At 54.9% G+C, this 23,404-nt stretch carries 22 protein-coding genes; 10 read left to right on the top strand and 12 right to left on the bottom strand.

Annotated elements, in window-relative coordinates; all coding sequences use genetic code 11:
- Positions 1–197: 197 nt before the first annotated feature.
- Positions 198–1,157 (bottom strand): FecR family protein, encoded by a 960-nt coding sequence (locus tag D3A97_RS20135; RefSeq protein ID WP_198674095.1) that lies wholly within the window; start codon positions 1,155–1,157, stop codon positions 198–200.
- A gap of 226 nt (positions 1,158–1,383) precedes the next feature.
- Between D3A97_RS20135 and D3A97_RS20140 the strand changes: the two genes are divergently transcribed.
- A complete protein-coding gene (locus D3A97_RS20140) occupies positions 1,384–1,974 on the top strand; it encodes an RNA polymerase sigma-70 factor (RefSeq protein WP_262697060.1) in 591 nt (196 codons plus the stop codon).
- 11 nt (positions 1,975–1,985) lie between these two features.
- On the opposite strand, the gene D3A97_RS20145 is transcribed toward D3A97_RS20140, so the two are convergent.
- On the bottom strand, positions 1,986–3,119 hold the full coding sequence (locus D3A97_RS20145; RefSeq protein ID WP_119080351.1) for an MFS transporter: 1,134 nt from the start codon (positions 3,117–3,119) through the stop codon (positions 1,986–1,988).
- Between the two features lie 7 nt (positions 3,120–3,126).
- Positions 3,127–4,290 carry an MFS transporter gene (locus D3A97_RS20150; RefSeq protein WP_119080352.1) on the bottom strand — a complete coding sequence of 388 codons (1,164 nt, stop codon included), beginning with the start codon at positions 4,288–4,290 and terminating at the stop codon, positions 3,127–3,129.
- A 106-nt stretch (positions 4,291–4,396) separates the two neighbouring features.
- Here D3A97_RS20150 and D3A97_RS20155 point away from each other — a divergent pair, with 106 nt between their 5' ends.
- Positions 4,397–5,251 (top strand): AraC family transcriptional regulator, encoded by an 855-nt coding sequence (locus D3A97_RS20155; protein WP_119080353.1) that lies wholly within the window; start codon positions 4,397–4,399, stop codon positions 5,249–5,251.
- A gap of 22 nt (positions 5,252–5,273) precedes the next feature.
- On the opposite strand, the gene D3A97_RS20160 is transcribed toward D3A97_RS20155, so the two are convergent.
- Positions 5,274–5,918 carry a class I SAM-dependent methyltransferase gene (locus D3A97_RS20160; protein WP_119080354.1) on the bottom strand — a complete coding sequence of 215 codons (645 nt, stop codon included), beginning with the start codon at positions 5,916–5,918 and terminating at the stop codon, positions 5,274–5,276.
- A 54-nt stretch (positions 5,919–5,972) separates the two neighbouring features.
- Between D3A97_RS20160 and D3A97_RS20165 the strand changes: the two genes are divergently transcribed.
- Positions 5,973–7,058, top strand: a complete 1,086-nt coding sequence (locus D3A97_RS20165; protein WP_119080355.1) for a Gfo/Idh/MocA family protein — start codon at positions 5,973–5,975, stop codon at positions 7,056–7,058.
- Positions 7,059–7,143: 85 nt separating this feature from the next.
- Here the strand turns inward: D3A97_RS20165 and D3A97_RS20170 are convergent, their stop codons facing one another.
- The 3 genes from D3A97_RS20170 to D3A97_RS20180 all read right to left on the bottom strand — a co-directional run bounded on the left by D3A97_RS20170 (position 7,144) and on the right by D3A97_RS20180 (position 11,953).
- On the bottom strand, positions 7,144–8,661 hold the full coding sequence (locus D3A97_RS20170) for a sulfatase family protein (RefSeq protein ID WP_119080356.1): 1,518 nt from the start codon (positions 8,659–8,661) through the stop codon (positions 7,144–7,146).
- Positions 8,662–8,719: 58 nt separating this feature from the next.
- A complete protein-coding gene (locus D3A97_RS20175; protein WP_119080357.1) occupies positions 8,720–10,345 on the bottom strand; it encodes an FAD-dependent oxidoreductase in 1,626 nt (541 codons plus the stop codon).
- Between the two features lie 114 nt (positions 10,346–10,459).
- On the bottom strand, positions 10,460–11,953 hold the full coding sequence (locus tag D3A97_RS20180) for an arylsulfatase (RefSeq protein ID WP_119080358.1): 1,494 nt from the start codon (positions 11,951–11,953) through the stop codon (positions 10,460–10,462).
- An 89-nt stretch (positions 11,954–12,042) separates the two neighbouring features.
- Between D3A97_RS20180 and D3A97_RS20185 the strand changes: the two genes are divergently transcribed.
- The 4 genes from D3A97_RS20185 (at position 12,043) to dusB (ending at position 16,367) form a co-directional block, all read left to right on the top strand.
- A complete protein-coding gene (locus D3A97_RS20185) occupies positions 12,043–12,597 on the top strand; it encodes a GNAT family N-acetyltransferase (protein WP_119080359.1) in 555 nt (184 codons plus the stop codon).
- A gap of 12 nt (positions 12,598–12,609) precedes the next feature.
- Positions 12,610–13,356: a metallophosphoesterase family protein gene (locus D3A97_RS20190; RefSeq protein ID WP_119080360.1), complete on the top strand. Its 747-nt coding sequence runs from the start codon at positions 12,610–12,612 to the stop codon at positions 13,354–13,356.
- A gap of 120 nt (positions 13,357–13,476) precedes the next feature.
- Positions 13,477–15,246 (top strand): hypothetical protein, encoded by a 1,770-nt coding sequence (locus D3A97_RS20195; protein WP_198674096.1) that lies wholly within the window; start codon positions 13,477–13,479, stop codon positions 15,244–15,246.
- Positions 15,247–15,329: 83 nt separating this feature from the next.
- Positions 15,330–16,367 (top strand): tRNA dihydrouridine synthase DusB, encoded by a 1,038-nt coding sequence (gene dusB / locus D3A97_RS20200; RefSeq protein WP_119080362.1) that lies wholly within the window; start codon positions 15,330–15,332, stop codon positions 16,365–16,367.
- A 2-nt stretch (positions 16,368–16,369) separates the two neighbouring features.
- Here the strand turns inward: dusB and D3A97_RS20205 are convergent, their stop codons facing one another.
- Positions 16,370–16,834 (bottom strand): hypothetical protein, encoded by a 465-nt coding sequence (locus D3A97_RS20205; protein ID WP_157986653.1) that lies wholly within the window; start codon positions 16,832–16,834, stop codon positions 16,370–16,372.
- A gap of 96 nt (positions 16,835–16,930) precedes the next feature.
- On the opposite strand from D3A97_RS20205, the gene D3A97_RS20210 reads away from it, so the two are divergent.
- Positions 16,931–17,431 (top strand): DinB family protein, encoded by a 501-nt coding sequence (locus tag D3A97_RS20210; protein ID WP_232826030.1) that lies wholly within the window; start codon positions 16,931–16,933, stop codon positions 17,429–17,431.
- Here the strand turns inward: D3A97_RS20210 and D3A97_RS20215 are convergent.
- The 3 genes from D3A97_RS20215 to D3A97_RS20225 all read right to left on the bottom strand — a co-directional run bounded on the left by D3A97_RS20215 (position 17,428) and on the right by D3A97_RS20225 (position 19,060).
- The gene (locus D3A97_RS20215; RefSeq protein ID WP_119080364.1) at positions 17,428–18,168 is read right to left on the bottom strand and encodes an LVIVD repeat-containing protein; all 741 of its coding nucleotides are present in this window, start codon (positions 18,166–18,168) and stop codon (positions 17,428–17,430) included. The two genes, D3A97_RS20210 and D3A97_RS20215, sit on opposite strands and share 4 nt — an antisense overlap.
- Positions 18,165–18,704 carry an LVIVD repeat-containing protein gene (locus D3A97_RS20220; RefSeq protein WP_119080365.1) on the bottom strand — a complete coding sequence of 180 codons (540 nt, stop codon included), beginning with the start codon at positions 18,702–18,704 and terminating at the stop codon, positions 18,165–18,167. The genes D3A97_RS20215 and D3A97_RS20220 overlap by 4 nt, the downstream gene beginning before the upstream one ends.
- Positions 18,705–18,775: 71 nt before the next feature.
- Positions 18,776–19,060 (bottom strand): DUF3817 domain-containing protein, encoded by a 285-nt coding sequence (locus D3A97_RS20225; protein WP_119080366.1) that lies wholly within the window; start codon positions 19,058–19,060, stop codon positions 18,776–18,778.
- Positions 19,061–19,143: 83 nt separating this feature from the next.
- Between D3A97_RS20225 and D3A97_RS20230 the strand changes: the two genes are divergently transcribed.
- Positions 19,144–21,219: a GDSL-type esterase/lipase family protein gene (locus tag D3A97_RS20230; RefSeq protein WP_232826031.1), complete on the top strand. Its 2,076-nt coding sequence runs from the start codon at positions 19,144–19,146 to the stop codon at positions 21,217–21,219.
- An 8-nt stretch (positions 21,220–21,227) separates the two neighbouring features.
- On the opposite strand, the gene D3A97_RS20235 is transcribed toward D3A97_RS20230, so the two are convergent.
- Positions 21,228–23,063 (bottom strand): ABC transporter ATP-binding protein, encoded by a 1,836-nt coding sequence (locus D3A97_RS20235; RefSeq protein ID WP_119080368.1) that lies wholly within the window; start codon positions 23,061–23,063, stop codon positions 21,228–21,230.
- A 113-nt stretch (positions 23,064–23,176) separates the two neighbouring features.
- Here D3A97_RS20235 and D3A97_RS20240 point away from each other — a divergent pair, with 113 nt between their 5' ends.
- Entirely contained in the window at positions 23,177–23,365 is a 189-nt protein-coding gene (locus D3A97_RS20240; protein ID WP_157986654.1) for a hypothetical protein, read from the top strand.
- Positions 23,366–23,404 lie beyond the last annotated feature (39 nt).

The following is a 23,404-nucleotide window of genomic DNA, read 5'->3' on the forward strand; positions in this document are numbered from 1 at the left end:
GTTACAGAATATTCACTGGTTGACTTACGGGCACACCATGCCCTCCGGCAGTGCTAATGCCCCCGTTCCGGATAATACGATGTTAGATTCAGGCAAAAGCAGGGCCTATACAGGCAATATAACGGCCCATTTCATGTTTGAAACGCGATTTTTGGTGAACGAATAGTGTTGCTGATCTGGCCTTTAGCAGTATTATGTTATTGCTGACATCCTCTTCCTGTTATCAGAATGTTGTTTTCATCTTCTATGGTATATGACGCATTGCGAATGGCGCAAACTACTGACAGCACGGTTTCCAGCGGCTCTGTGCCCTTAAACGAGGCCCTGATGGGACAGGCTTCCATGGCGGGATCATCAAAACGGATGTTGACCCGGTAGCGGTTGCTGATAGCCTGGGCAACGGTGGCAAAAGACATGTTCTCAAATAACATGTCCCTCCTTACCCATAACGTTACAGAGTCCGATACTACCGGCTGCCGTACGGCCGTGGCCACCAGGTTGTTGTACACCACCTGCTGATCCGGCGTTAACACGGCCAGCAGCTTGCCCTCATGCTCAGTCTCTACTTTCACTTTTCCGCGTGTAACCGACACCGTTATTTCCGGCGATCCTTCGTAGGCCCTGATGTTAAAGGCAGTTCCCAGCACGGTGGTACGGAGGTTGCCGCTGTGTATCACAAAAGGCCTGGCAGTATCCTGCCTTATATCGAAATAAGCTTCTCCGGAAAGCGTTACATCACGGATGGCCCCGCTGAAAGTTTCGGGATAGTCAAGCCGGCTGTCTGCGTGCAGTATCACCAGGCTGCCGTCTGGCAGGGTGATGTGGCGGCTGTGCGCAGCGGGCAAACGGTGTTCTTTCACCAGTTCTCCCTGGCGGGAAACGGGTTTGAAGAAGTACCGCGCGCCGCCTGCCAGTAACAGGAGCCCACCCACTACAGCTGCCCAGCGCAAGGCTCTCCTGTGGAAAGGCACCACCTTGGCCTGTTCCCGGCCGGCGGCCGCATGCAGTTCCTGTAACTTCTGGCGGGTCAGCAGCAGCGCCGCCTCACTGCCTTCTTCCAGCAGCTTGTCCGGCCGCCCGGCGCCCAGTGATGCATACCAGCGTTCCAGTTGCTCCAGCTCTTCCGGGCTGCAGTTACCCTGCCGGTATTTCTCCAAAAGTTCATATAAAGCGTGTGCTTCCATAAGTATAACTATCAATAAAAACACGGTTTCCGGCAGTTGCCGTTAGTGAGCCCGCAGATTTTTTTCGTTTTTTGGGCTATTCCGTTATAATCAATTGATTTACCGTACGATACAAGGGATTTTAATTTTTTGCTGAATCGATTCAGCAAAGCAGGGAAAAAGTACGGAATATTATTAAATTTGAACAAACTTTATCGTCATCGTACAGTACGCCGACTATAGTGACCCTGAATTATTCGCGTTATGGCAACAGGGAGATGAAAAAGCGTTCAACATCATTTATGAACGGCATTTCATCCGCCTGGTGAACATTGCGTATAAGAAAACCGGCAACGCATCAGCCGCGGAAGAGCTGGCGCAAGACGTGTTCCTGTCCTTCTACCGGCAAATGCCCGCGCTCACTGCCAACACGGTACCCGGCAATTATCTTTTCATTGCGCTGAAGAACCGCATCTTCAACTATCACCGCCAGTTGCTGCAACAGCTCCGCAAAGAACAGGCGTTATGGAAAGACACGCCTTTCCAGACGCGGGAAGTGAACCTGCAGCTGGAGCTGAAAGAGTTGCAGACCTACATCAAGGCGCGCATACAGGAACTGCCGCCGCAGTGCAGGGCCGTATTTCTGCTGAGCCGCGAGGCGCAGCTGTCCAACAAGGAGGTAGCGGAACGGTTGAATATTTCTGTGAACACTGTAGAGCAGCATATGCGCAAGGCCTTGCGTATACTGCGGGCTTCACTCGGTAACGACGTAGCGCTGCTGCTGTTGCTCACCGCATCGTACACGCTATAATAACGAAAGTACTATTCTTCCGCGCGCGCTCTCAACACCAGGTAAGTAATAGCCAATCCGAAAAATGCCATCAGCCCGAAGGCCCATCTCAGGCCCGCCGCTTCCGCCAGAAAACCGATCATGGGCGGCACCAGCAAAAAACCGAGGTAACCCACTGTAGATACGGCCGCAATGGCTGGCCCGTTGGCCATGGTAGCAGACTTGCCGGCCATGCTGAACACCAGCGGCACCACGCAGGAAACGCCTACGCCCGTCATCATAAAACCAAGGCCGGTGGTCAGGGGGTAAGGCAGCAGCGCGGCCAGCATCAGGCCGCAGAACACCAGCAGCCCGCTGTATTTGATCATGGTCACCACTCCCAGCCTGTTCACCAGTTTGTCTCCGCTGAAGCGGCTCACGGCCATGGCCATCATGTACGCCACAAAACCGGCCGTTACCACCTCTTTTGAGGCCTGTACGGCTTTCTGGAAATAGATACCGCTCCAGTCATACATGGTGCCTTCGCAGCTCATTACGGCAAAGCAAATGAGCCCGTACTTCATGAGGTGCTTGTCTGGCCAGGCCAATCTCCGTTTGCCGGTAGCGGCTGGCGGCTGGTGCAGTACGCCGGGATATGCAAAGAAACCCAGTATCACCAGCAAGATGCCGGTTACCATAAAATGAATGGCGGGCGTTACCTGGAAATAGACCATCACCCCTCCCACCGCCGCGCCGCTGAAACCGGCCACGCTCCAGATGCCGTGAAAAGTGGTGATGATGGAGCGGTTATACAACGCCTGCACGCCCACAGATTGTGCGTTCATGGAAATGTTCAGCAGGTTGCGCGACGCGCCGAAGAGGAACAGTCCGCCCACCAGCTGCCACACTTCGCTGGCAAAGCCCAGGCAACTGAGCATGGCGTTAAAGGCGAGCGAGCCGGCAAACATGATCACGCTGCTGCTGAAACGCTGCAGCAGCAAGCCGGTAATGGGCATGGTGAACATCAGCCCAAAAGGCAGCGCAAACAATACGCTGCCCAGTTGCGCTTCATTCAGCTGCAGGCGGTGCTGTATATCAGGGATGCGGGAGGCCCAGGTAGAAAACCCGAAGCCTGAAATGAAAAAGAAAAATGTAATGGCAATGCGTGCCCTTCTGGCCTTGCTCATACGGTAATTACTCCTGCTGTTTTAAACTGCCTGCCAATAATGTGGTGCCCAGGCCCAGTACGGCAATAAGGGTAAAAGACCAGCGGAGCCCGTACCCTTCGGCCACAAAACCGATCAGCGGCGGCCCCAGCAGAAAGCCCAGGAAGCCGATGGAAGATACCATGGCCAGCGCCACGCCGGGCTGTATGGTTTTGGAGCGCCCGGCCAGGCTGTAAGACATGGGTACCACCGCGGCCACGCCCATGCCCACCAGCAGAAAGCCGATGGTGCTGGTTACCAGGTAAGGGAAAATGACCGCCAGCAAAAGGCCTGTGAGTATCACCAGCCCGCTGAACTGCAAAATGCGGCGGGTGCCGAAGCGGGTAATGAAATGGTCTGCCACAAACCGGCCGCCGGCCATGGTGCTCATAAAAGCAATGAAACCCAGGCGGCTCCAGGTTACCGGCGCATGCACCACCTGCTCAAAGTATACGCCGCTCCAGTCAAACATCGTGCCCTCGCAGATCATGCACGCAAAGGTGATGAGGCCCAGCACTACAATATTTTTATCAGGCTTTACAAAAATGCGGGCGGCCTTGTCTTTTTTGGACACGTCCCGCGGCAGCAGGTAACGCCCGGCCGCCACTGCCAGCATAACAGACACGCTGAAAATGATGCAATAATGTACAAAGGGGGTTTGTTGCTGCGCTACCATGAGGCCGCCCACCAGGCCGCCGGTAAAGCCCGCCAGGCTCCAGAGGCCGTGAAAGCTGGCCAGTATGCTGCGGCGGTACAGCATTTCAACGCCTACCGCCTGGGTATTGGCGGCAATGTTCATGAGGTTGGCGCAAAGGCCGAATATCACCAGCGAACCGGCCAGCATTAGCACAGAAGGCGCCGCGCCCAGCAACAGCAGTGCGCCGGGGTACAGGAAGCCGGATATGAGCATAATGATGCGGCTGCCGAAACGGGCCACCAGGTAGCCGGAAAGCCCCATGCCCGCCAGTTGCCCCGCCGGCAGTGCCAGCAGCAGGCCACCCAGCGCGGCGTCACTCAGGCCCAGGTTGGTTTTGATATCCGGGATGCGGCTGGCCCAACTGGCAAATACAAGTCCCTGAACAAAGAAAAAGATACTCAGTGCAATACGGTACACCCGGGTAGCCCGGACCGGTAATGAATAAGCAAAATGCATGATGCAAAATTATTTCAAGCCCATACCTCTACCTACGCCTGTAATGACCAGTATTTGTACTGTATTGATGTTAAAAAGATGTAATTTCGGGTAATATTGACAAGACATGACCAAAATAGAGCTGGAAGAGATCACACCAGATACCGGGAAATCTTTCCGGTTCAAGACCTCCTGTTTCAAGAAGAACTTCTACTGGCACTTTCACCCGGAGTATGAAATTGTGTACGTGGAGGGCGGTTCCGGCACCCGGCATGTAGGCCAGCACCTGAGCACTTATGAGGACAATGACCTGATCTTCATAGGGCCGGACGTGCCTCATCTTAACTTCGACTATGGCCTGGGCCACGAGATCAACCAGATAGTGGTGCAGCTGCGGGAAGACTTCCTGGGCGCCCGCTTCCTGGAGGCGCCGGAGCTGGCCGCCGTGAAGGAGCTGTTCCGGCAGGCGCGGTACGGGCTTTGCTTCAGCGGGGAAACCAAGCGCCTGGTGGCGGAAAAGCTGAAAAAAATGGCCGGTATGGAACATTTCGCGCAGCTCCTCAGCCTGCTTGAAATTTTTCAGCTAATGGCTACCAGCAAGGACGTGGTGCGGCTGAACAATGAGGTGAACAGTTACAACCGGCAGCAGAAAGACCGGGACAAAGACCGCATGGCCGTGATCTACGACTATGTAGACACACACTACCACCTGAAGCCTGATGTGAACCACATTGCCGCCCAGGTACACATGACCACCGCCGCCTTTTGCCGCTATTTCAAGAAACAGACCGGCCTCACTTTTACTGATTTTGTGAACCACTGCCGCATCAACCAGGCCAGGAACCTGCTGCTGCAAGATAAAACGGTGGGCGAAGCCTGCTTCAGTACAGGCTTTGACCAGCTTTCCTATTTCAACAAGGTGTTCAGGAAGTTGAACGGGGAAAACCCTACGGCCTTCAAAAAACGGTACCTGGTCAAATAACCCGAAAACCGCCGGGCTATCATCATCCCGAATACGTTACGGTAAAGATCATGAACTCCTTCTGCATGCCTTCCGGGCCGGGCTCGAAGTAGAACTCCGTTTGCTGCACCGTAAATCCCTGCTCCTTCAGCAAAGCCTCTACCTCCGGCTCATTGTAAAGGGTAAATTCATACTGGGTGAAGGGCAGGTTGGCCATAAAGCGCTTGCTGCCCATGGAAAGTATAAAGCGGCCGCCGGGTTGCAGCACCCTTTTGATCTCCGCCAGTTGCTGCGAAGGCTGCGGCCAGAAGTAAAAGGTATTGACGGTGAAAATGCGGCCAAAACTGGCTGGTGTAAACGGCAATGTAACGCCGTCTCCCTTCTGGAAAACCGCCTGCACCGCATGCGCGGCGTTCAGCGTGCGGGCCTGTTCTACCATGGTATCGGAAATATCTATGCCCTGGTACTGCAGCCCTTCCGCCATAGCCAGCAATTGCGGCAGGTGCGAGGCGTTGCCGGGGCCTATTTCCAGTATGCGGTTGTTGGCCGCGGGCTGCAGCCGTTGCAGGGTTTGGCGGATGATGCCGGCATTGTTCTCGTTCATCCGCTGCGCGGTAACAAGGCCGTCTTCACCGGCCGGGCATTTGAGCTGCGCGGCTATTTTTTTGGGATCAGGTGGTTGTTGCATCTTCCAAAGCTACGAAACGGGCCCTATTTATGCGTGAACACCGTATATTTAAGCATGCGTACCATATTCCTTCTTTTCTTCCTGTTACAGGTCTCCCTGGTTACCCGGGCACAGAAATTACGTGTAGCCGTTGCCGGTATCACCCACGGGCATGTGGGCTGGATACTGGGCAGAGCTGATAAAGGCGATATTGAACTTTGCGGCATTTACGAGCCGGATACCGCGCTGGCTAAAAGCTACGCCAAACGTTACGGTTTCTCCGAGCAACTACTCTACCACCAGTTGCCCACCATGCTGGATGCCGTAAAACCGGAGGCAGTGCTAGGCTTTGGTTCCGTGTTCAGTCACCTGCAGGTGGTGGAAGCCTGCGCCCCGCGCGGCATACACGTGATGGTAGAAAAGCCGCTGGCGGTAAGCCTGGAGCATGCCCTGAAAATGGAAAAACTGGCCCGCCAACACGGCATTCACCTGCTTACCAACTACGAAACCAGCTGGTACCCGTCCGTAGCCAAAACCTTTCAGCTTTGCCTGGACAGCGGGTATGCCGGCAACATCCGCAAAGTGGTGATACATGACGGGCACCAGGGCCCTAAAGAAATAGGCTGCAGCCCCGAGTTCCTGGCCTGGCTGACAGACCCCGCAGGCAATGGCGGCGGCGCACTGGTAGACTTTGGCTGTTACGGCGCCAACCTCATGACACACCTCATGCAGGGCCGCAAACCCCTTTCCGTTACCGCCATTACCCGGCAGTTCAAACCGCAGGTGTACCCCAAGGTGGATGATGACGCCACCATAGTTGTAGACTACGGCCATGCGCAATGCATTATCCAGGCCAGCTGGAACTGGCCGTTCTCGAGAAAAGACATGGAAGTATACGGGGACAAGGGGTTTGTGTTTGCACCGGATAAAAACACCTTGCTGCTGCGCAACAATGAAAAAATGGCGGCCGCCAGGAGGCAGGTCACTGCGGCAGACATCCCGGTTTATGAAGATCCTTTCCGGTACCTGCACGATGTAGTGCGGGGAAAAATAACCGTGCCGGCGGGCGGCTTGTACGAACTGTCTAATAACGTAATGGTGGTAAGGATACTGGAAGCGGCCAAAACATCCGCCCGTACAGGTAAAACCGTCAAGTTATAACGATACATGCAATAAAAAAGAAGCTGCCTCAAAAGTAATTTTTGAGGCAGCTTCTTTTTTATTTTCCCGGTGTTGCGCCAGTGTATCAACCCTGCTGCATGATCTTTGCGGCCTCATCATCTTCATACTGCCGGATGAGCTGGCCCAGCTGCTGCTTCAGTTCAGCGGTAATTTTTTCATACCCTTTTTGGCCATATAGATTTTTCACCTGCTGCGGGTCTTTCTGCAGGTCAAACAATTCCCAGGTATCGGTTTGTCCGTAAAACCGCACCAGGGTGTAACGGCTGGTACGCAGCCCAAAATGCGGGTATACATGATGCGGCTGGGGGAACTCGTAATAATGGTAATAAGCGCCTTTGCGCCAGCCTTTTTTATTGCCGTTCTGCTTCACCAGCGGCATAAAGGAAGTACCCTGCATTTCCGGCTGTGCGGGCACGCCGGCAATGTCCAGCATCGTGGGCGCCCAGTCTATGTTCGTCATCAGCTCGTTTACCACGGTACCGGGTTTGATCACGCCGGGGTAACGGATCACAAAAGGCGTTTTGAGGGATTCTTCATAAATGAACCGCTTGTCGAACCAGCCGTGTTCACCGAGGTAGAAGCCCTGGTCTGAAGCATACACCACCACAGTGTTGGCGGCCAGGCCGCTTTTGTCCAGGTAGCCGAGCAGGCGGCCAATGTTGCGGTCAAGGGCGTTGGCGGTAGACAGGTAATCTTTCAGGTAGCGCTGGTATTTCCATTCCGTCAGTGCGGGGCCGCTCAGTTGTTTTTCATCAAACTCCTTGCTCACGCGGCCTTCATAATAAGCCTGGAATACCTTTTTCTCTTCGGGCGTAAAGCGGTTATAGATGTTGTTCTTGTCATAATCCGCATGCACCTTCAGGTCTTCTTTCAGGCGCATGGTCTTTTCTATGGTCATGTCCTGGTTCTGCGCGGCGGGGCGGTTGGCGTAGTTGTCCCGGAAAGTAGGTGGCAGCGGGAAATTCACGGCATCATAAGCTCCCAGGTCCGGCAAGTCTGGCAGCCACTCTCGGTGGGTGGCCTTGTGGCCTACCACCAGCATAAAGGGTTTGGATGTGTCCCTATGCTCCAGCCAGTCAATAGAAAAGTCCGTTACCAGGTTGGTAACATAACCGGGCACGCGCTCCCGTTTTTCTCCTATCTCAATAAAGTCAGGATTGTAGTAATGCCCCTGCCCCGGCAGTATGCGCCAGTAGTCAAAGCCCTGCGGCATGCTGCCCAGGTGCCACTTGCCTATCCACGCGGTCTGGTATTGATGCTGCTGCAATACGCGGGAGAACAGCAGCTGCGTTACGTCAAACTTCTTTTCGTTAAGCGTATAACCGTTCTTGTGGCTGTATTTCCCGGTAAGCAACGTAGCGCGGCTGGGGCCGCAAATGGAGTTGGTGACCAGCGCGTTGCGGAAGAGCGCGCCCTCCCGGGCAATGCGGTCAATATTGGGGGTTTGCGCAAGTTTGCCGCCATAGGCACTGATGGCCTGAAAGGCATGATCGTCCGAAAATATAAAAATAATGTTCGGTTTGCGCTGTTGCTGCGCCCACGCGGGCATGGCCAGCAACAGCAGTGCTGCTAAAATTCTCATGTGCTCTTTTTGGGTTGAAGCTACGGGCCGCAGCCCGCAGCAAGGTTATTGTTCACTATTATGGTTTGCTCAACCGCTGTTTGTCTTTCAGCAATTGCGCTTGTAATTTCCTGTAGTCAATGTCTTGCACGGCCTGTTTGTTGTTAATAGCCTGCACGGCGGCCGTGGCGGCGCTCTGGCCCAGTATCATGAACACCGGCTCCATGCGGATGGAACCGAACGCGATATGTGAGCTGGATACGCAAACGGGCACCAGCAGGTTGCGGCATTCTGCTTTTTTGGGAATAATGGAGCCGTAAGAGATCTTGTATGGTATTTTGGCATGTACCCCTATGTCCCCTTCGTTCTGCACATACCCTTCCGGCGTTACATAGCGTTGCGCATGGTGGGCATCCAGGGTGTAAGAACCCATGCCGATGGGTTGCAGCACTGGCTTTTTGCTAAGGGTCTCATGCTCCGTCATCACCTCCTGCCCTATCATGCGGCGGGCTTCGCGGATGTAGAGCTGGTGCGGCCAGCCGCCGTTGTCTGTGAACTCGTCTTTAGGCAGGCCCCATTGTTTTATTTTCTGCTGCACGTCTGCCGGCATGCGCGGGTCATTGGCCATAAAGTACATCAGGCCTTTCTGGTACTGCTCATGCTCCCTGATGATCTCCCTGCGGCGTTCGTAAGAGGCTTCGGGGTAATCATAGTTCATGCCGATGTTGTCTGTACTGAACGGGCCGTGGTTGTTGGTATCTGTTTTACGGTTGGGAATGGGATCGTATTTATCAAAAGTTTCGCGCCAGCCGCTGTTAAACACGCGCAGCAGCAACTCGTATTGCGCGGGGTCGTACCCTTCGGGTTTGGGGAAGGGAATGCGGTTATCGGGGTTGTTGCTCAGACACATCCGGAAACAGTAGGCCTGTATGCGGCTGTCTCCCGCTCCCTTGATGCCGGGGTCTTTGTCTGATATCCGCGGCAGCAGGCCGCTCTTCGGATCACCGGGCACCTTGTAGGGGCTTATTTTCATAGTAAAGTGATGACGGTGGTGGAACACGCCCGTCTGCACACCATTGAACGCTTCGCCATACACGCTGTTGGCTTCGCGGCCTACATGGTATTTTACGCCTGCGGCGGCCATCAGGTCTCCTTCATACGTGGCGTCTATGAACATTTTACCTTTGAAAGTTTTGCCGCTGAGCGTGGTGAAAGACACAATGGCGCCGTTCTTTTTGGCCACGCCTTTCTTCCGGTCCAGCCACTCGTTGCGCAGCACGGTGATGTTGTGCTCTTTCACAAAATCTTCAAACACCTTTTCGGCCACATGCGGCTCAAAGATCCACATGGTGCGCTCTGAACCGTCCATGGCAGGCGTGCCCTGGCCCTTGTTGCCATACTCTGAATGTTTTTGCCATTTCCAGGCTTCCGGGGTTTGGTAATGCAGGTAAACGCGGTGGTAAAATTCCCGTGCCAGCCCGCCGATCACTGATTTGTCACCCGTATCAGTAAAACCCAGCCCGCCGGAAGAAAGGCCGCCCAGATGCGTATCCGGAGACACCACAATAACAGATTTTCCCATCTGCTTCACCTGAACGGCGGCAGTAATAGCGGCAGACGTGCCGCCGTAGATGATCACATCGGCCTGTTGCTGTGCAAACGAAGCCTGTGCCAGTAACAAAAAGAATACAAATGCTTTTCTCATAACAATGACGTGGAGTGAAAATCCCAAGATAGTGATTTTTCAACAGGGATCTATGTTATTTTACCTGCCGCTGCGTGCATCCGTGAACGTAACCGCATCCCCTAATGCCCGCTGCTACTGCTTATTGGCCACAGACAGCTTCGGGTCAAGGAACTCCCATTCCTTGATATGCGCGGGCCGGTGCTCTTTTTTCACAATGGCGTCAAACTCCCGCAGCAGTTGCGGGTGCTGTGCCGCCAGGTCTTTTTCTTCAGCCGGGTCCTGCTCCAGGTTGTACAATTGCCACGGGCTTTGCCGGTTGGCCTTCAGCCCGGTTTTAATGCCCTTCCACGGCCCCATGCGGATAGCCACCTGCCCGCCCTTTTCAGGGTATTCAAAATAGATGTATGGGCGATGGGCCTGCTGCTGTTTGTTGCCCGTCATTTCCGGCAGCAGCGAAATACCGTCGTTAGCCGGCGCGGGTATGCCGGCTATGGCCGCAAAAGTGGCCATCATATCGTACTGCACAGACAGCAGCGCGGAGCTGCGCCCGGCGGGGATGGCGCCCGGCCAGCGGGCAATGAACGGCTCGCGGATGCCGCCTTCATACAGGTCCATTTTCAGACCGCGGAGGCCGCTTACGCTGTTGAAGAAGCGGGCGTCCACACCGCCGTTGAAGGTGGCGCCGTTATCGCTCGAAAACATGATCACCGTATGCTTGTCCAGTCCCATTTTTTTGACCTGCTCCATAATAATGCCTACCTGCGCGTCCAGGTAAGTGATCATGGCCGCGTAGGTGCTAAGGGGATGTTTGGCGGCGGCGTACCCTTGCTGCCCGTAATAGGGTTTTTCGTCAAACTGCCCTATATACTGCTGCACGGCCGCATCCGGGGCTTGCAGGGATACGTGCGGGATGGTGTAGGGCAGGTAGAGGAAAAAAGGCTGGTTGCCCTGCTGCTGCATAAAGCGGAGGGCCTTGCCCGTCATGGCGTCTATGGCATATTCCCTGCCTTTGAAATATGCAAAGTCCTCTTCTTTTGCCGTAGCCGGCTCCAGCCGCCGGTGAACGTTCATGGGCGGGTTGTTCAGGCTGTCCCACCGCCCGTTTTCCCAAAGATGGCTGGGATAAAAATTATGCGCCTGTTTCTGGTCAAGATAGCCGTAAAAATAATCGAAGCCCTGCAACTGCGGGTTGCCGGTAGAATAATGCATACCCAGCCCCCACTTGCCGATGGCCGCCGTGCGGTAGCCCGCCTGCTGCAACATTTTGCCTACGGTGAGGGTACCTTCAGGCAGGGGCATTTGCCCGCCCTCCAGCGAGTCCGGGAACCCACCCAGCTCATAGTTGCCGCGGATGTAGGAATGCCCGCCATGACGGCCCGTGAGCAGCATGCAGCGCGCTGGCGCGCATACTGGCGTGCTGGTATAAAAATTCGTGAAACGGATACCTTCCCTGGCCAGCCGGTCCAGGTGCGGCGTTTTGATCTTTTGCTGGCCATACACCCCGATCTCTCCCACACCCATATCGTCCGCATAGATAAAAATGATGTTGGGCGGGCGCTCTTTTTGTGCAAACAGGGCAATACTGTACGTTGCCATCAAACAACTGAGAAGAATAGCTTTTTTCATACAAACATTTTTCCAGGGCCTTCGGCCGTCAACAATTGACCGCGCTAAAATAATGCAGAAACCTGAGAGCATTATCTTATTTTCACAAAATGCTGACGGTACAATTCACCCCCTTCCCCGAACTGCGTACCCCCCGCCTGCTGCTGCGCCAAATGCAGCCGGCAGATGCGGCCCACCTGCTGGCGCTTCGCTCCAGCCCGGCGGTGATGCGGTACATTCCGCGCCCATTGGCGCAAACAGAAGCGGACGTGCTGGCGCTGATAGCACAATACAATCAGATGGTGGCCGATAACGAAGGCGTACACTGGGCTATTACACTGCGGGGCCAACCAGCACTGATAGGCACTATCGGTTTTTTCAACATCAGAAAAGAACATTTACGTGCGGAAACAGGTTACCTGCTCCACCCGGCGCAGCAGGGCAAAGGCCTGATGAAGGAAGCGCTCAACATGGTAACGGATTACGGTTTCAACACCATGCGGCTGCACTCCATAGAAGCCGTGATAGACCCCGGCAACACCCCTTCCGCCAGGCTGCTGGAAAAATGCGGTTTTGTAAAAGAGGCGCATCTGCGGGAAAGTGCGTTCCTGATGGGCCGCTTCTGGGACGCGGTGATCTATTCGCGGCTTACGCATCTTCGCTAAATCATATCCAACATGAGGACCTTCGTGATCGGGGACATACACGGCGCTTTGAAAGCGCTGGAGCAACTGGTAGAAAAAATAGCGCCCCGGAAGGGGGACCGTTTTATATTCATGGGAGACTATGTGGACGGCTGGTCTCAATCCGCACAGGTGATCTCCCGGCTGCTGGAATTTGGGGAACAATATGCCTGCGTTTTCCTGCGCGGCAACCACGACGTTTGGTGTGAGGCCTGGCTGAACGGCCAGGAAGCAGACCCTACCTGGCTCTTTCACGGCGGGCAATCTACGGTAGACAGCTATGAGGCTGTTTCCGGCCAACAGCAGAAGGCACACCTTCATTTCTTTAACAAACTGCGCTCCTATTATGAAGACGAAAATAACAGGCTGTACGTGCATGCCGGTTTTTCGTCGCTCCACGGCCCCTCCCGGGAACGTGACCGCAGCAATTTCTGGTGGGACCGCACCCTTTGGGAAATGGCCCTCAGCATAGACAAAGACCTGCCGCAAAGCTCCCTCTTCTACCCGCGGCGGCTCAGGGCTTTCCGCGAGATCTTCATAGGCCACACGCCCACCGTCAACTACAACATCTTCCGGCCCATGCATTGCGCCAACGTATGGAACGTAGATACGGGCGCTGCTTTCACCGGCCCGCTTTCCGCCGTGGAGGTCCATACCAAAACCATACTGCAATCGGATGCAGTGCAACAATTGTATCCCTTTGAGCGCGGCCGCAACGATCAGCCGTACCGCAGCCTGTAAGGTTTTTTCCGCCAGTTATGCCCCCAGCCCCGCCAGTTGCCAGTTATAGCTTTTCCCTTTCGGCAAATGGGCCTAGTTTGCGGCCCAATTGAAATTGTTAACACCCACAAAAGAGTTTTTATGAAATGCTTGTATCTAGCCATGGCCACAGCGCTCTGCTGTGCCGGTGCGTATGCCCAGAACATTCCGCAGGAAGAAGAGAATGCACAGGAAGTGCTTTACCAGCGCGTGAAAAAACCCACCATGGCGCTGCCCCAAGGCCCCGACGGCGATGACGCCACCAACCGCCCAAAAACCGGGCCGCTGAAAAAAATAGCCGCCACCCGCAGCATGCAGCCCGTGCAGCAACTGGTGTTCACAGAGGCAGATGCGCCCGGCGTAGCCAAACTGATGCGCGGCGCTTTTTGCGCCGCCCCCGTGGTGGAGGCAGACCTGGAGCCGGTGTACGGCTCCGTGAAAGCGCACATGCCGCTGTACCTTCCGTACAAGAACAGCAGCACCGGCATATGGCAGGGATTCTATTACAGCTGGGACAATGATAATGACGGCAACAAAGACGCGCACCGCGCCATAGATTACGGCAAAACCTCCGTGGCTGCCGGAGAAGACCCTACCTTTGGCGTATATGCCATTGCGCCCGGGAAGGTGATAGACGTGAAATGGTCAGACGGCGGCGGCAACATTGTGACCGTAGAACATACCGCCCCGGATGGCTATAAATACCGGAGCACCTACCTGCACTTGCGCAATGGCTACGATCATGACCGTTCCAAGGCCAAAGCCACCAGCGGAAAATACAAGACCTTTGCCACCAACGGTACCACCAGCCAGCTATGCTGGGGCACCAACAGCCAGAAAATTGCGGTAAAGGTGAACGACATGGTGAAAGCCGGCCAGTTCCTGGCGTATGCCGGCAACACCGGCTCGGGCGGCATTGGCGTTATACTGAACGACAACGGCACGCTCAAAAACCCAGATACCCGCTCCTTTAACGTACACCTGCACTTTGAAGTAAGGGTAAAAGACACGCGCCCGGGCCACACTACGGAATGGGTGCGTGTAGACCCTTACGGCTCCTACAATCACGCCGGGGTAGACTGCTACGACCTGGAGGCCGCCACGCCGTACGCGCGGCTGTTTGCCCCCTTCTATCCCAGCTTCCACAACGTGCCGCTTGACCTTGTGAACAAATTCTGGAGCTACTACACCGGCATGGGCATGGCCCTGCAAACCGTAAGCGTAGACCGCAGCGGCGGCAACCTTTACGCGGCCGGCTCCTTTCAGTGGGGACTGTCCGGCGCATGGTACGCCCGGTTCTATATGACCGGCACCACTTACCAGCAATTTTTCAACTCGTACGATCAGCAGGGCTACCGCCCCCGCCAGATCTCTGTTACCAAAGACGGCAGCGGCAACCCGCGGTTTTCCGCCATCTGGGAAAAGAAACCCGCCGGGCAAACCGCCGTTTCCATCCATAACCGGAACGATGCCAATTTTGACGCGCTCTGGAAAGACTACGTGGTGAACAAAAAATGGCATATACAGGAGCATGTAGACTATACCGTGAACGGCAAGCGCTACCACGCCGCTGTGTTCGTGAACAAACCGAACGACAATGGCTTTTACCTCTACTACGGCATGAAGGGCGCTGATTTTGACAAGAAGTTCGATGAGCTGTATAAAAACTGGGAGCTGCGCAGCATCAACGTGAACGGCAGTACCGTAGGTGGTGTGTGGCGGCCGAAGAAGAGCAATTACGCCGCCTATTACGGCATGACGGCTTCCGGCTACCAGGCCAAATTCAACCAGTTCAGCGCGGAAGGCCTCCGCCTCATCAAGGTGCAGAACTACGATAATAATGGCCGTTTCAGTGCCATCTGGGCGAAATAACCCGCCCCTTAACCCCAAAAATGCAGGGTGTCCGCCAAAACGGGCATCCTGCTTTATTTTTTAGCGTATTTTTGCAGCCGCAAATGGTAAAGATCGATCATATAACGCTGCCGGATTTCCCGTTGCTGCTGGCGCCCATGGAAGATGTGAGCGACCCTCCCTTCCGCGTGGTGTGCAAGGCCAACGGGGCAGACCTGGTGTATACGGAATTTATTTCCAGCGAAGGCCTCATCCGCGACGCCATCAAATGCCGCCGCAAGCTGGATATTTTCGATGAAGAAAGACCCACCGGCATACAGATCTTTGGCGGGGACGAGGAACGCATGGCCCTGGCCGCCAAAATAGTAGACGTTACCCAGCCCGAGCTACTGGACATCAACTTCGGCTGCCCCGTAAAAGGCATTGTGGCCAAAGGCGCCGGCTCCGGCGTATTGAAAGACGTTCCGCTGATGGTGCGGCTCACAGACGCCTGCGTGAAGTCAACCCACCTGCCGGTTACCGTCAAAACCCGCCTGGGTTGGGACGATGCTACCAAAAACATAGAAGAAGTAGCGGAGCGCCTGCAGGATGTGGGTGTGAAAGCCCTTACCATACACGGCCGTACCCGCTGCCAGATGTACAAGGGAGAGGCAGACTGGGCCCTGATCGCCAAAGTGAAAAACAACCCGCGCATACACATCCCCATTTTTGGCAACGGGGATATAGACAGCCCGCAGAAAGCGCTGGAATATAAGCACCGCTACGGGGTAGATGGCATCATGATAGGCCGCGCCGCCATTGGCTACCCCTGGATATTCCGGGAAATACGCCATTACCTGCAAACGGGAGAAGAACTGCCCGCCCCCACCGTAGCTGAACGCGTGGCCGTTTGCCGCCAGCACCTGCGCAAGTCCCTGCAATGGAAAGGCCCTATTGCGGGCATTTACGCCATGCGGCGCCACTACCTGAATTACCTGAAAGGCCTGCCCGGCATCAAGGAGTTCCGCAGCCGGCTGGTTACGCTCAATGACCCCGAAGAGATCAATGCCGTACTGGATGAAGTATTACGGGCGTATGAAGGGTTTGAGATGGAGAAAACGCCCATCCAGCTGGTAGATTATCACACCAACTGCCAGTTGTAACCTTACTGGCAAGCCTGTTTTTTATAAGGCGCAGGATCAAATTTCAATAACTCGTCCTTACCGTTGAACACCGGGTTGCCCTGCGTGTCCATACTGTCTGCAATGGCCTCATAGGCCTGGTCTCCCATTAGCTTGAACACTACCTGGCGTGTGCTTTGGGTGCCCTCCGCATGAAAGCTGTAGGTGGCGCGAAGTATATTGTCGTTCAGCTTCCCGTCAAGGATGCCGCTGCTTTTGTCTTTCTCGAAAAAATCATAGTCCAGCACGCCGTCTACCTTGTCATCTTCCACCAGCACCTGCAGCAGAAAAGTATCTTTCCCTACCGTTTTCATATAACACGTGGCGCTGGTATTGGTCAGCTCGGGGTTGGTAACGGCGGAGTCACGCTCCTTTTTGGAGGGGGCGGAATTGCAGGAAATCAATGCCCCCGCCAGTACACAGGCGGATAAAATAGCTGTTCTCATCATAAAATAAATCTACTAAATAATTTTTAAATGCTGCTGACATAGGGCTGTCATAACCGGGCCTGAACTTTGAATTAACAAACCAAAAAAAACTGAATTATGTTGTCAATCATTCCAAGCCTCCTCAAAGAAATGGCGCAAGAAGCCCAAACCACCCGCAAAATGCTGTCTATTGTCCCTTCAGACAAACTGGACTGGCAGCCGCATCCCAAAAGCATGACCATGCGTAACCTGGGCGCCCATATTGCCGAACTGCCCTCCTGGGTGAGCATGGTGGTGAATACGGATGAGCTGGACTTTGCCGCCGCCCCCTACGAGCAGCCGGCGGTCAACAGCCAGGAAGACCTGCTGGCATTATTTGAAAAATCTTATGAAGAAGGCCGTTCCGAGCTGGAAAAAACAGACGAAGCGCTGCTGGACAAGATCTGGACGCTGCGCACCGGCGATACCGTTCACAGCGCCACCTCCAAGGCCGAAGTGATACGCATGGCCTTCTGCCAGACGGTACACCACCGCGCGCAATTGGGCGTGTACCTGCGCCTGCTTAATATTCCCATCCCTGGCAGCTATGGCCCCAGTGCAGACGAGATGGGGCTTTAATGGAGCAATGTAGATAAAAGTGCGGGTTGGCGCGGCCGGCTGATGTCGTAAAAAGCAACGCCATTGGCCAGCTGCGCGATCAGCACGCCCCGGTGAGGGATCACGTCCCGGAAGTCGTGGCCATAGATGCGGTCCTCCAGGTTGGGTTGTTCCCGCGTGCTGATATCGTATATAAGCAGCCCGTTGATACCATCGCATACGTACAGCGCGGTGCCAGACACACCCAGCCCGTAAGGCCCGCTCAAAGCAATGGACCGCAACATCCTGGGCACTCTGATATCCGCCACGTCATACACCATCAGCGCGTTCTGCGTGCCGCCGCAGCCTGTACCCGCGCGGAGCGTTACATAGGCCGTGTTGCCCGTTGCCACCACGGGGTCACACGCGCGCAGGTGCTGCACCTGGCCCGCCAGCTTCGGGCTGGCCGGGTCTGCCAGGCTGCAGATGTAGAGGCCGGTAGAAGAGCCAACAAACAAATTACCGTCATACGGGAAGATGGTCTCGATATCCCAGCCCAGGGACACTTCGTTTTTGAATACCGGGGCGCCGGGGGTAGAAACATCGTATGCCTTTAATTGCTTCGAGTTCACCACGTACATGTAGTTGCCTACAATAGTAAAACGCGCCAGGGAGCCTCCTTTACCGCTATCAGGCGTGGGCGTACCGGCATTGTTCTTGGAACAGCCTGCCGTCATCAGCAGCAAGGCCCCGAACAGGGAAAACAGGATCGTTCTCATCTGAAAAAACAGTTAAGGGTGGACACTTTCTTTTTCTCCCATCCTATCACAGATCCTTTTGACCTGTCTACACACTCATAGTACACCATCCGCTCCGGCGGGGTTTCCGGGGTAACTTCGGGGAACACGTTCAGCATGCGCGATTTTTCCTCCACTACAGGGTACTTGCTGACGTCCAGCACCACCATGTCCCCATAATGATTGGTAAACAGCATGGAGTCTTTCAGGGCCACCTCCGTACAGCCCGGCACCGTCAAAAAACCCAGTTTCTCCGGGTGTTGCCTGTCCGCATAGTCAATAATATGGATACCGGCGCCAACTTCCACCTGGAAAAGCTTGTCGCCGATCACAAAGATCTTTCCACCGTTGACAATAGGGCGCACAGCAGCGGCGCCGATCTTCAGCGAAGGGTGGTCTGCCGGGCCATAAATGGGCACGTAACCGTCCACTATTTCGGGAGCGGGTGCTTTGTAAACGGGGTAAAAGCTGGAAAGTACCAGCAAGATGAGTAAGCAGGGAAAAATAATGCGCAGCATACGTGTGATATTACAGGGTTATATAATATCAAAACGATGCTGCGCTATGGAAAGTTACAGGTAGCGGAAAGTTAATTCTTCCGCATCCACTTTTCGTTGATATAGAAAGTGCCGAAAGGGATGATGGAAGCGCCCAGGGCAATGGCCGTCTTCTTCAGGTTCCAGTTAAGGGCCATTTTAATTTCAATGGCCAGTATGACATACAGTACAAAGAGGATGCCGTGCGCCATACCCACCTGCCTGTTCAGCCACGGCTCATCGGCAAAATACTTCAGCGGCATGGCCACAAAGATGAGCAGCAGGAAAGAGATACCCTCCAGCCAGGCTATGATGCGGAATCTTTTAATTGCGTTCATGCTGCAATACTACGCCACAGGCGCCATTTTGCATATGATCCTCGTCAGGATTGCCCCGGCCGGGCGGAAAATCTAGTCCGCAAATGAGTAACTTGCGCACCATGATCACCCGCTGTTTATTCTCTTTATTGTTGTGGGCGTGCTGTGCGCAGGCCCTTGGCCAGCACAAAACGCTGAAAGTAGCCTGCATCGGCAATTCCGTCACCTACGGCGCCGGCATCCCTGACCGGGAGCACAATTCCTACCCTGCCCAATTACAGCAACTGCTCGGCAACAGTTATGAGGTAGGGAATTTCGGTCACAGCGGCGCCACGCTGTTGAAAAAAGGGCATAACCCATATTATAAAACAGCGGCCTTCAAGGCTGCTCTCAGTTTCAGGCCTGATGTGGCTATCATAGACCTGGGGCTGAACGATACCGATCCCCGCAACTGGCCTGCCTACCGGGATGATTTTGCACCGGACTATCACTGGCTGATAGACACCCTGCGGCGTGTGAACCCCGCTATCAGGATATTCATGGGCCGCCTTACCCCCATCTTCCATACCCATGCCCGCTTCAGGTCAGGCACACGTACCTGGTTCCGGCAGATACAGGAGTTGCTGCCGCAGATAGCCACCAGCAGCGGCGTGCAATTGATAGATCTTCATACGCCCTTGTATAACCGGCCCAACCTGTTCCCTGACGCCATACACCCCAATGCCGCCGGCGCCGCCATTATGGCCCGCACGGTGTATGCGCATGTTACCGGAGATTTTGGGCGGCTGCAGATGCCCGGCGTGTTTGCCTCACATATGGTGATGCAGCGCAACAAGCCACTGGCCTTCTATGGCACAGCCCATGCAGGCGCTGCCGTTACCGTTAATTTTGCGGGGCAAACGCGGGCCGTCAAAGCCGCGTTCAACGGCCGGTGGCGCGCGGAGTTTCCCGCCATGCCGGCCGGGGGCCCTTATACTGCCGTTGTGCGGCAGGGTGAGGAAAAAATTGAGCTAGAAGATGTGCTGATCGGGGATGTATGGCTTTGCTCCGGCCAGTCCAACATGGCCTTTATGCTCCGCGATGCATTACCCATGGCCAAGCTGAAAGAAAACCCGCAGCTCCGCCTGCTGCTGATGCAACCGCTGGCCGCAACAGATAACAGCACCTGGGACAGCCTCACCCAACAAAAGGTGAACGACCTGGCTTATTTCTCCGGCCATTGGGCAACCGGCATTAACACGGCATTTTCAGCCGTGGCCTATCACTTTGGCGCAAGATTGCAGGAGCAGTTGCAGGTACCGGTTGGCCTGGTACAAGTAGCAGTAGGCGGTTCAGAAACAGAATCGTGGATAGACCGGTATACTATGGAGCATGATGACCTGCTGGTGAATGCGCTGTTCAACTGGCGCAAAAGCGACTTTATTATGCCCTGGTGCCGGGAGCGCGCGGATATCAACCTGGGGCCGGAGGCGGCAGCGTTGCAACGCCATCCCTACGAGCCCTGCTACAATTTTGAGGCCGGCATACAGCCGCTCACCGCCTTCCCCATCAAAGGTGTGATCTGGTACCAGGGAGAAAGCAATGCCCACAATGCGGAGCTGCATACCGTGGCTTTTCAGCAACTGGTGCAGAGCTGGCGCAGGCAATGGGGATATGCGTTCCCTTTCTATTACGTGCAGCTTTCTTCCCTCAACCGCCCCGGCTGGGAGTACTTCCGCTATAGCCAGCTGGCGTTGCTGCAACAAATTCCACATACGGGCATGGCCGTTAGCAGCGATGTGGGAGACAGCACCGATGTACATCCCCGCCGCAAGGCCATTGTAGGCCTGCGCCTTGCCAACCTGGCCCTGCACAACACCTATGGCATGAAAAACATAGCGGCCCATACGCCCCTGGCCACCAAAGCGGAGCGGCGGCGGGAAGGCGTGCTGGTACGGTTTGACGATACCCTGAAAGGCCCTGCGGCAAAAGGCTTCAGGCTGCTGACAGACAAGGGGCGGCAAATTATTGTGGAAGCGGCGGCAGTGAAGGGGCAAACAGTACTGTTGCCCTACGCGGGGAAAGAAAAGATCATGGAAGTATTGTATGGATGGGCGCCCTATTCAGACGGCAACCTGTACAGCGCCGCCGGCCTCCCGGCCTCTACGTTCCGGTTACGGGTTACGCAGGGTGCGCAGTGAGGTTGTACTTAACGATACCCCTGGGCCTGCAGGTGAAACAATTCCGCATAGCGGCCGCCTTTTTCCAGCAGTTGCTCATGGCTGCCAATTTCTGCCAGTTCTCCCCTTTCCAGCACCAGTATACGGTCTGCCATGCGCACGGTAGAAAAACGGTGAGAGATGATGACGGCAGATTTGCCTTTGGTAAGGTCCGCAAAACGCAGGAACACTTCATATTCCGCACGGGCATCCAGCGCGGCGGTGGGCTCGTCCAGGATCAGCACCTGCGCATTTTTCATATACGCACGGGCCAGGGCTATTTTCTGCCATTCCCCGCCAGACAGTTCCACGCCGTTATTGAAGCGGCGGCCCAGCATCTGGTTGTAGCGGCCGGGCAGCCTTTCCGTTAGCTCGTTGGCCATGCTTTTATAGGCTGCGTTCTCTACCATGGGCTGGTTGTTGTATTCATCTATATTGCCTACGGCAATGTTTTGCCGCAGCGTCATCTGGTAACGCTGGAAGTCCTGGAAAATAACGCCCACCTGCTTTCGCAGTTCCCGCAGGTCATATTCCCGAAGGTCATGCCCATCCAGCAGAATGCGCCCTTCCGTAGGGTCGTACAGGCGGGCCAGCAATTTCACGAGGGTAGTTTTACCAGCCCCGTTCTCCCCCACCAGCGCCAGTTTTTCTCCCGGGCGCAGCGTAAAGTTCAGGTGGCGGTTGGCCCAGCGCTCCGCATGAAGGTAGCGGAAGCCCACGTTCTCAAATACAAAACCTTCGCGGATGGGGTTGGGAAAAGGCCGCGCGTGAGGCTGCTGCACAATGCGGGGCGTTATCTCAAAAAACTCGAACAGGTCCCGTAAATAGATGGCGCCTTGCGTTACACTGGTAAAACGCATCAGCACACCCTCCAGCAGACCGCGCAACTGGCGGAAAGAGCCGCCGAGAAAAGCCAGGTCGCCAATGCTCAGTTGCCCCTTTACCGTTTGCAGGATGATGATCACATACGCCGTGTAGTATCCCGCACTGCCAACAATGGCAAAGAGCACGGCCCAGATGTTGTAGCGGACAGACAGCTTTTTTTTATCGTGATAGAATTTGTCTGACAATGCGCGAAAGCGTTCCACCAGGTAATCTGACAGGTTGAAGATCTTTACTTCCTTCACGGATTCGTCACTGGCGCCCAGGTAGCGGATGTAGTCCAGCTCCCGCCGGTCTGAGGTCTGCCCCCAGGCCAGCGCGTAGAAGCGGTCGTTAAAATGCGTCTCAGACAGGAAGGCGGGTATAACGGATACCAGCAGCAGCAAAATAAGCCAGGGGCTGAAGCTCACCAGGCCTGCCGCCAGAAAGCCCATGGTCACTACATCCTGCACTTGCGAAAGCACCTGCGAGAGCAGGATGGTACGGCCCATGGTTTGCTGGCGCGCACGCTCCAGTTTATCGTAAAAGGTGGAATCCTCAAACTGGTCCAGGTCAAGCGTGGCGGCATGCTGCATAATACGCACCGAAGTATGGTTGGCCACTTGTTCTCCCAGCAGCCCGTCCAGCAATGAAATGGCTCGCCCCAGCGCGCCGCTGGCAATGACCAGGGCAAACTCCAGGGCCACCAGTTCCCAGAGGTACTGATAGCTGATATCACCTTTCACCTGCGTCATGCGCACCACTTCGTCAATGATGAGCTTGCCGGTATACAGCAGGGCCAGCGGCGTGGCAGACTGCGCGCCGCGCAACAAAATGTTGGCCGTTGTGAGCGCTGGGCTGGTTTGCCATACAAGCCTGAAGAACGCCGGCAGGTTGCGCAGCGCCGCCATTCTTTCACGAAAACTGACATCAGGCTCTCCGGGTTTTCTGCCGGGTCTTTTCATGATCTGAACAAATTAGGTTGAATAAGTAGTACTGGCAGTACCAAATATTTTACAATGTAGCTGTTTTCATGAAAATGATTTTTTTGCTACGGAAGAATGCAATAATTTGAAGTATGATGACAAGAGAACAACCAACCGCTATTGACTATTCCTGGCAGCAAGGGAACAATACCTTTGCGAAGATACTGCGTGACTACAGAAGAATTGAACACGCCATAGAAAACGGCATTCCTTTATCTGCATTAACGGATATCAAGTTTATACCTTTTATACCTACGCCGCCAAAGCGCCAGTCAGAATAATACCGCTTCAATAGGCACGGTACACGTTCATACAAACCG

Source organism: Chitinophaga alhagiae, from assembly GCF_003568665.1.
Classification (GTDB): Bacteria; Bacteroidota; Bacteroidia; order Chitinophagales; family Chitinophagaceae; genus Chitinophaga; species Chitinophaga alhagiae.

Bases quoted from the DNA above. Each gene is read 5' to 3' on its own strand.
- D3A97_RS20145 (WP_119080351.1), bottom strand. From the start codon at position 3,119: ATGAGCAAGGCCAGAAGGGCACGCATTGCCATTACATTTTTCTTTTTC.
- D3A97_RS20150 (WP_119080352.1), bottom strand. From the start codon at position 4,290: ATGCATTTTGCTTATTCATTACCGGTCCGGGCTACCCGGGTGTACCGT.
- D3A97_RS20155 (WP_119080353.1), top strand. From the start codon at position 4,397: ATGACCAAAATAGAGCTGGAAGAGATCACACCAGATACCGGGAAATCT.
- D3A97_RS20160 (WP_119080354.1), bottom strand. From the start codon at position 5,918: ATGCAACAACCACCTGATCCCAAAAAAATAGCCGCGCAGCTCAAATGC.
- D3A97_RS20165 (WP_119080355.1), top strand. From the start codon at position 5,973: ATGCGTACCATATTCCTTCTTTTCTTCCTGTTACAGGTCTCCCTGGTT.
- D3A97_RS20170 (WP_119080356.1), bottom strand. From the start codon at position 8,661: ATGAGAATTTTAGCAGCACTGCTGTTGCTGGCCATGCCCGCGTGGGCG.
- D3A97_RS20175 (WP_119080357.1), bottom strand. From the start codon at position 10,345: ATGAGAAAAGCATTTGTATTCTTTTTGTTACTGGCACAGGCTTCGTTT.
- D3A97_RS20180 (WP_119080358.1), bottom strand. From the start codon at position 11,953: ATGAAAAAAGCTATTCTTCTCAGTTGTTTGATGGCAACGTACAGTATT.
- D3A97_RS20185 (WP_119080359.1), top strand. From the start codon at position 12,043: ATGCTGACGGTACAATTCACCCCCTTCCCCGAACTGCGTACCCCCCGC.
- D3A97_RS20190 (WP_119080360.1), top strand. From the start codon at position 12,610: ATGAGGACCTTCGTGATCGGGGACATACACGGCGCTTTGAAAGCGCTG.
- D3A97_RS20195 (WP_198674096.1), top strand. From the start codon at position 13,477: ATGAAATGCTTGTATCTAGCCATGGCCACAGCGCTCTGCTGTGCCGGT.
- dusB (WP_119080362.1), top strand. From the start codon at position 15,330: ATGGTAAAGATCGATCATATAACGCTGCCGGATTTCCCGTTGCTGCTG.
- D3A97_RS20205 (WP_157986653.1), bottom strand. From the start codon at position 16,834: ATGATGAGAACAGCTATTTTATCCGCCTGTGTACTGGCGGGGGCATTG.
- D3A97_RS20210 (WP_232826030.1), top strand. From the start codon at position 16,931: ATGTTGTCAATCATTCCAAGCCTCCTCAAAGAAATGGCGCAAGAAGCC.
- D3A97_RS20215 (WP_119080364.1), bottom strand. From the start codon at position 18,168: ATGAGAACGATCCTGTTTTCCCTGTTCGGGGCCTTGCTGCTGATGACG.
- D3A97_RS20220 (WP_119080365.1), bottom strand. From the start codon at position 18,704: ATGCTGCGCATTATTTTTCCCTGCTTACTCATCTTGCTGGTACTTTCC.
- D3A97_RS20225 (WP_119080366.1), bottom strand. From the start codon at position 19,060: ATGAACGCAATTAAAAGATTCCGCATCATAGCCTGGCTGGAGGGTATC.
- D3A97_RS20230 (WP_232826031.1), top strand. From the start codon at position 19,144: ATGAGTAACTTGCGCACCATGATCACCCGCTGTTTATTCTCTTTATTG.
- D3A97_RS20235 (WP_119080368.1), bottom strand. From the start codon at position 23,063: ATGAAAAGACCCGGCAGAAAACCCGGAGAGCCTGATGTCAGTTTTCGT.
- D3A97_RS20240 (WP_157986654.1), top strand. From the start codon at position 23,177: ATGATGACAAGAGAACAACCAACCGCTATTGACTATTCCTGGCAGCAA.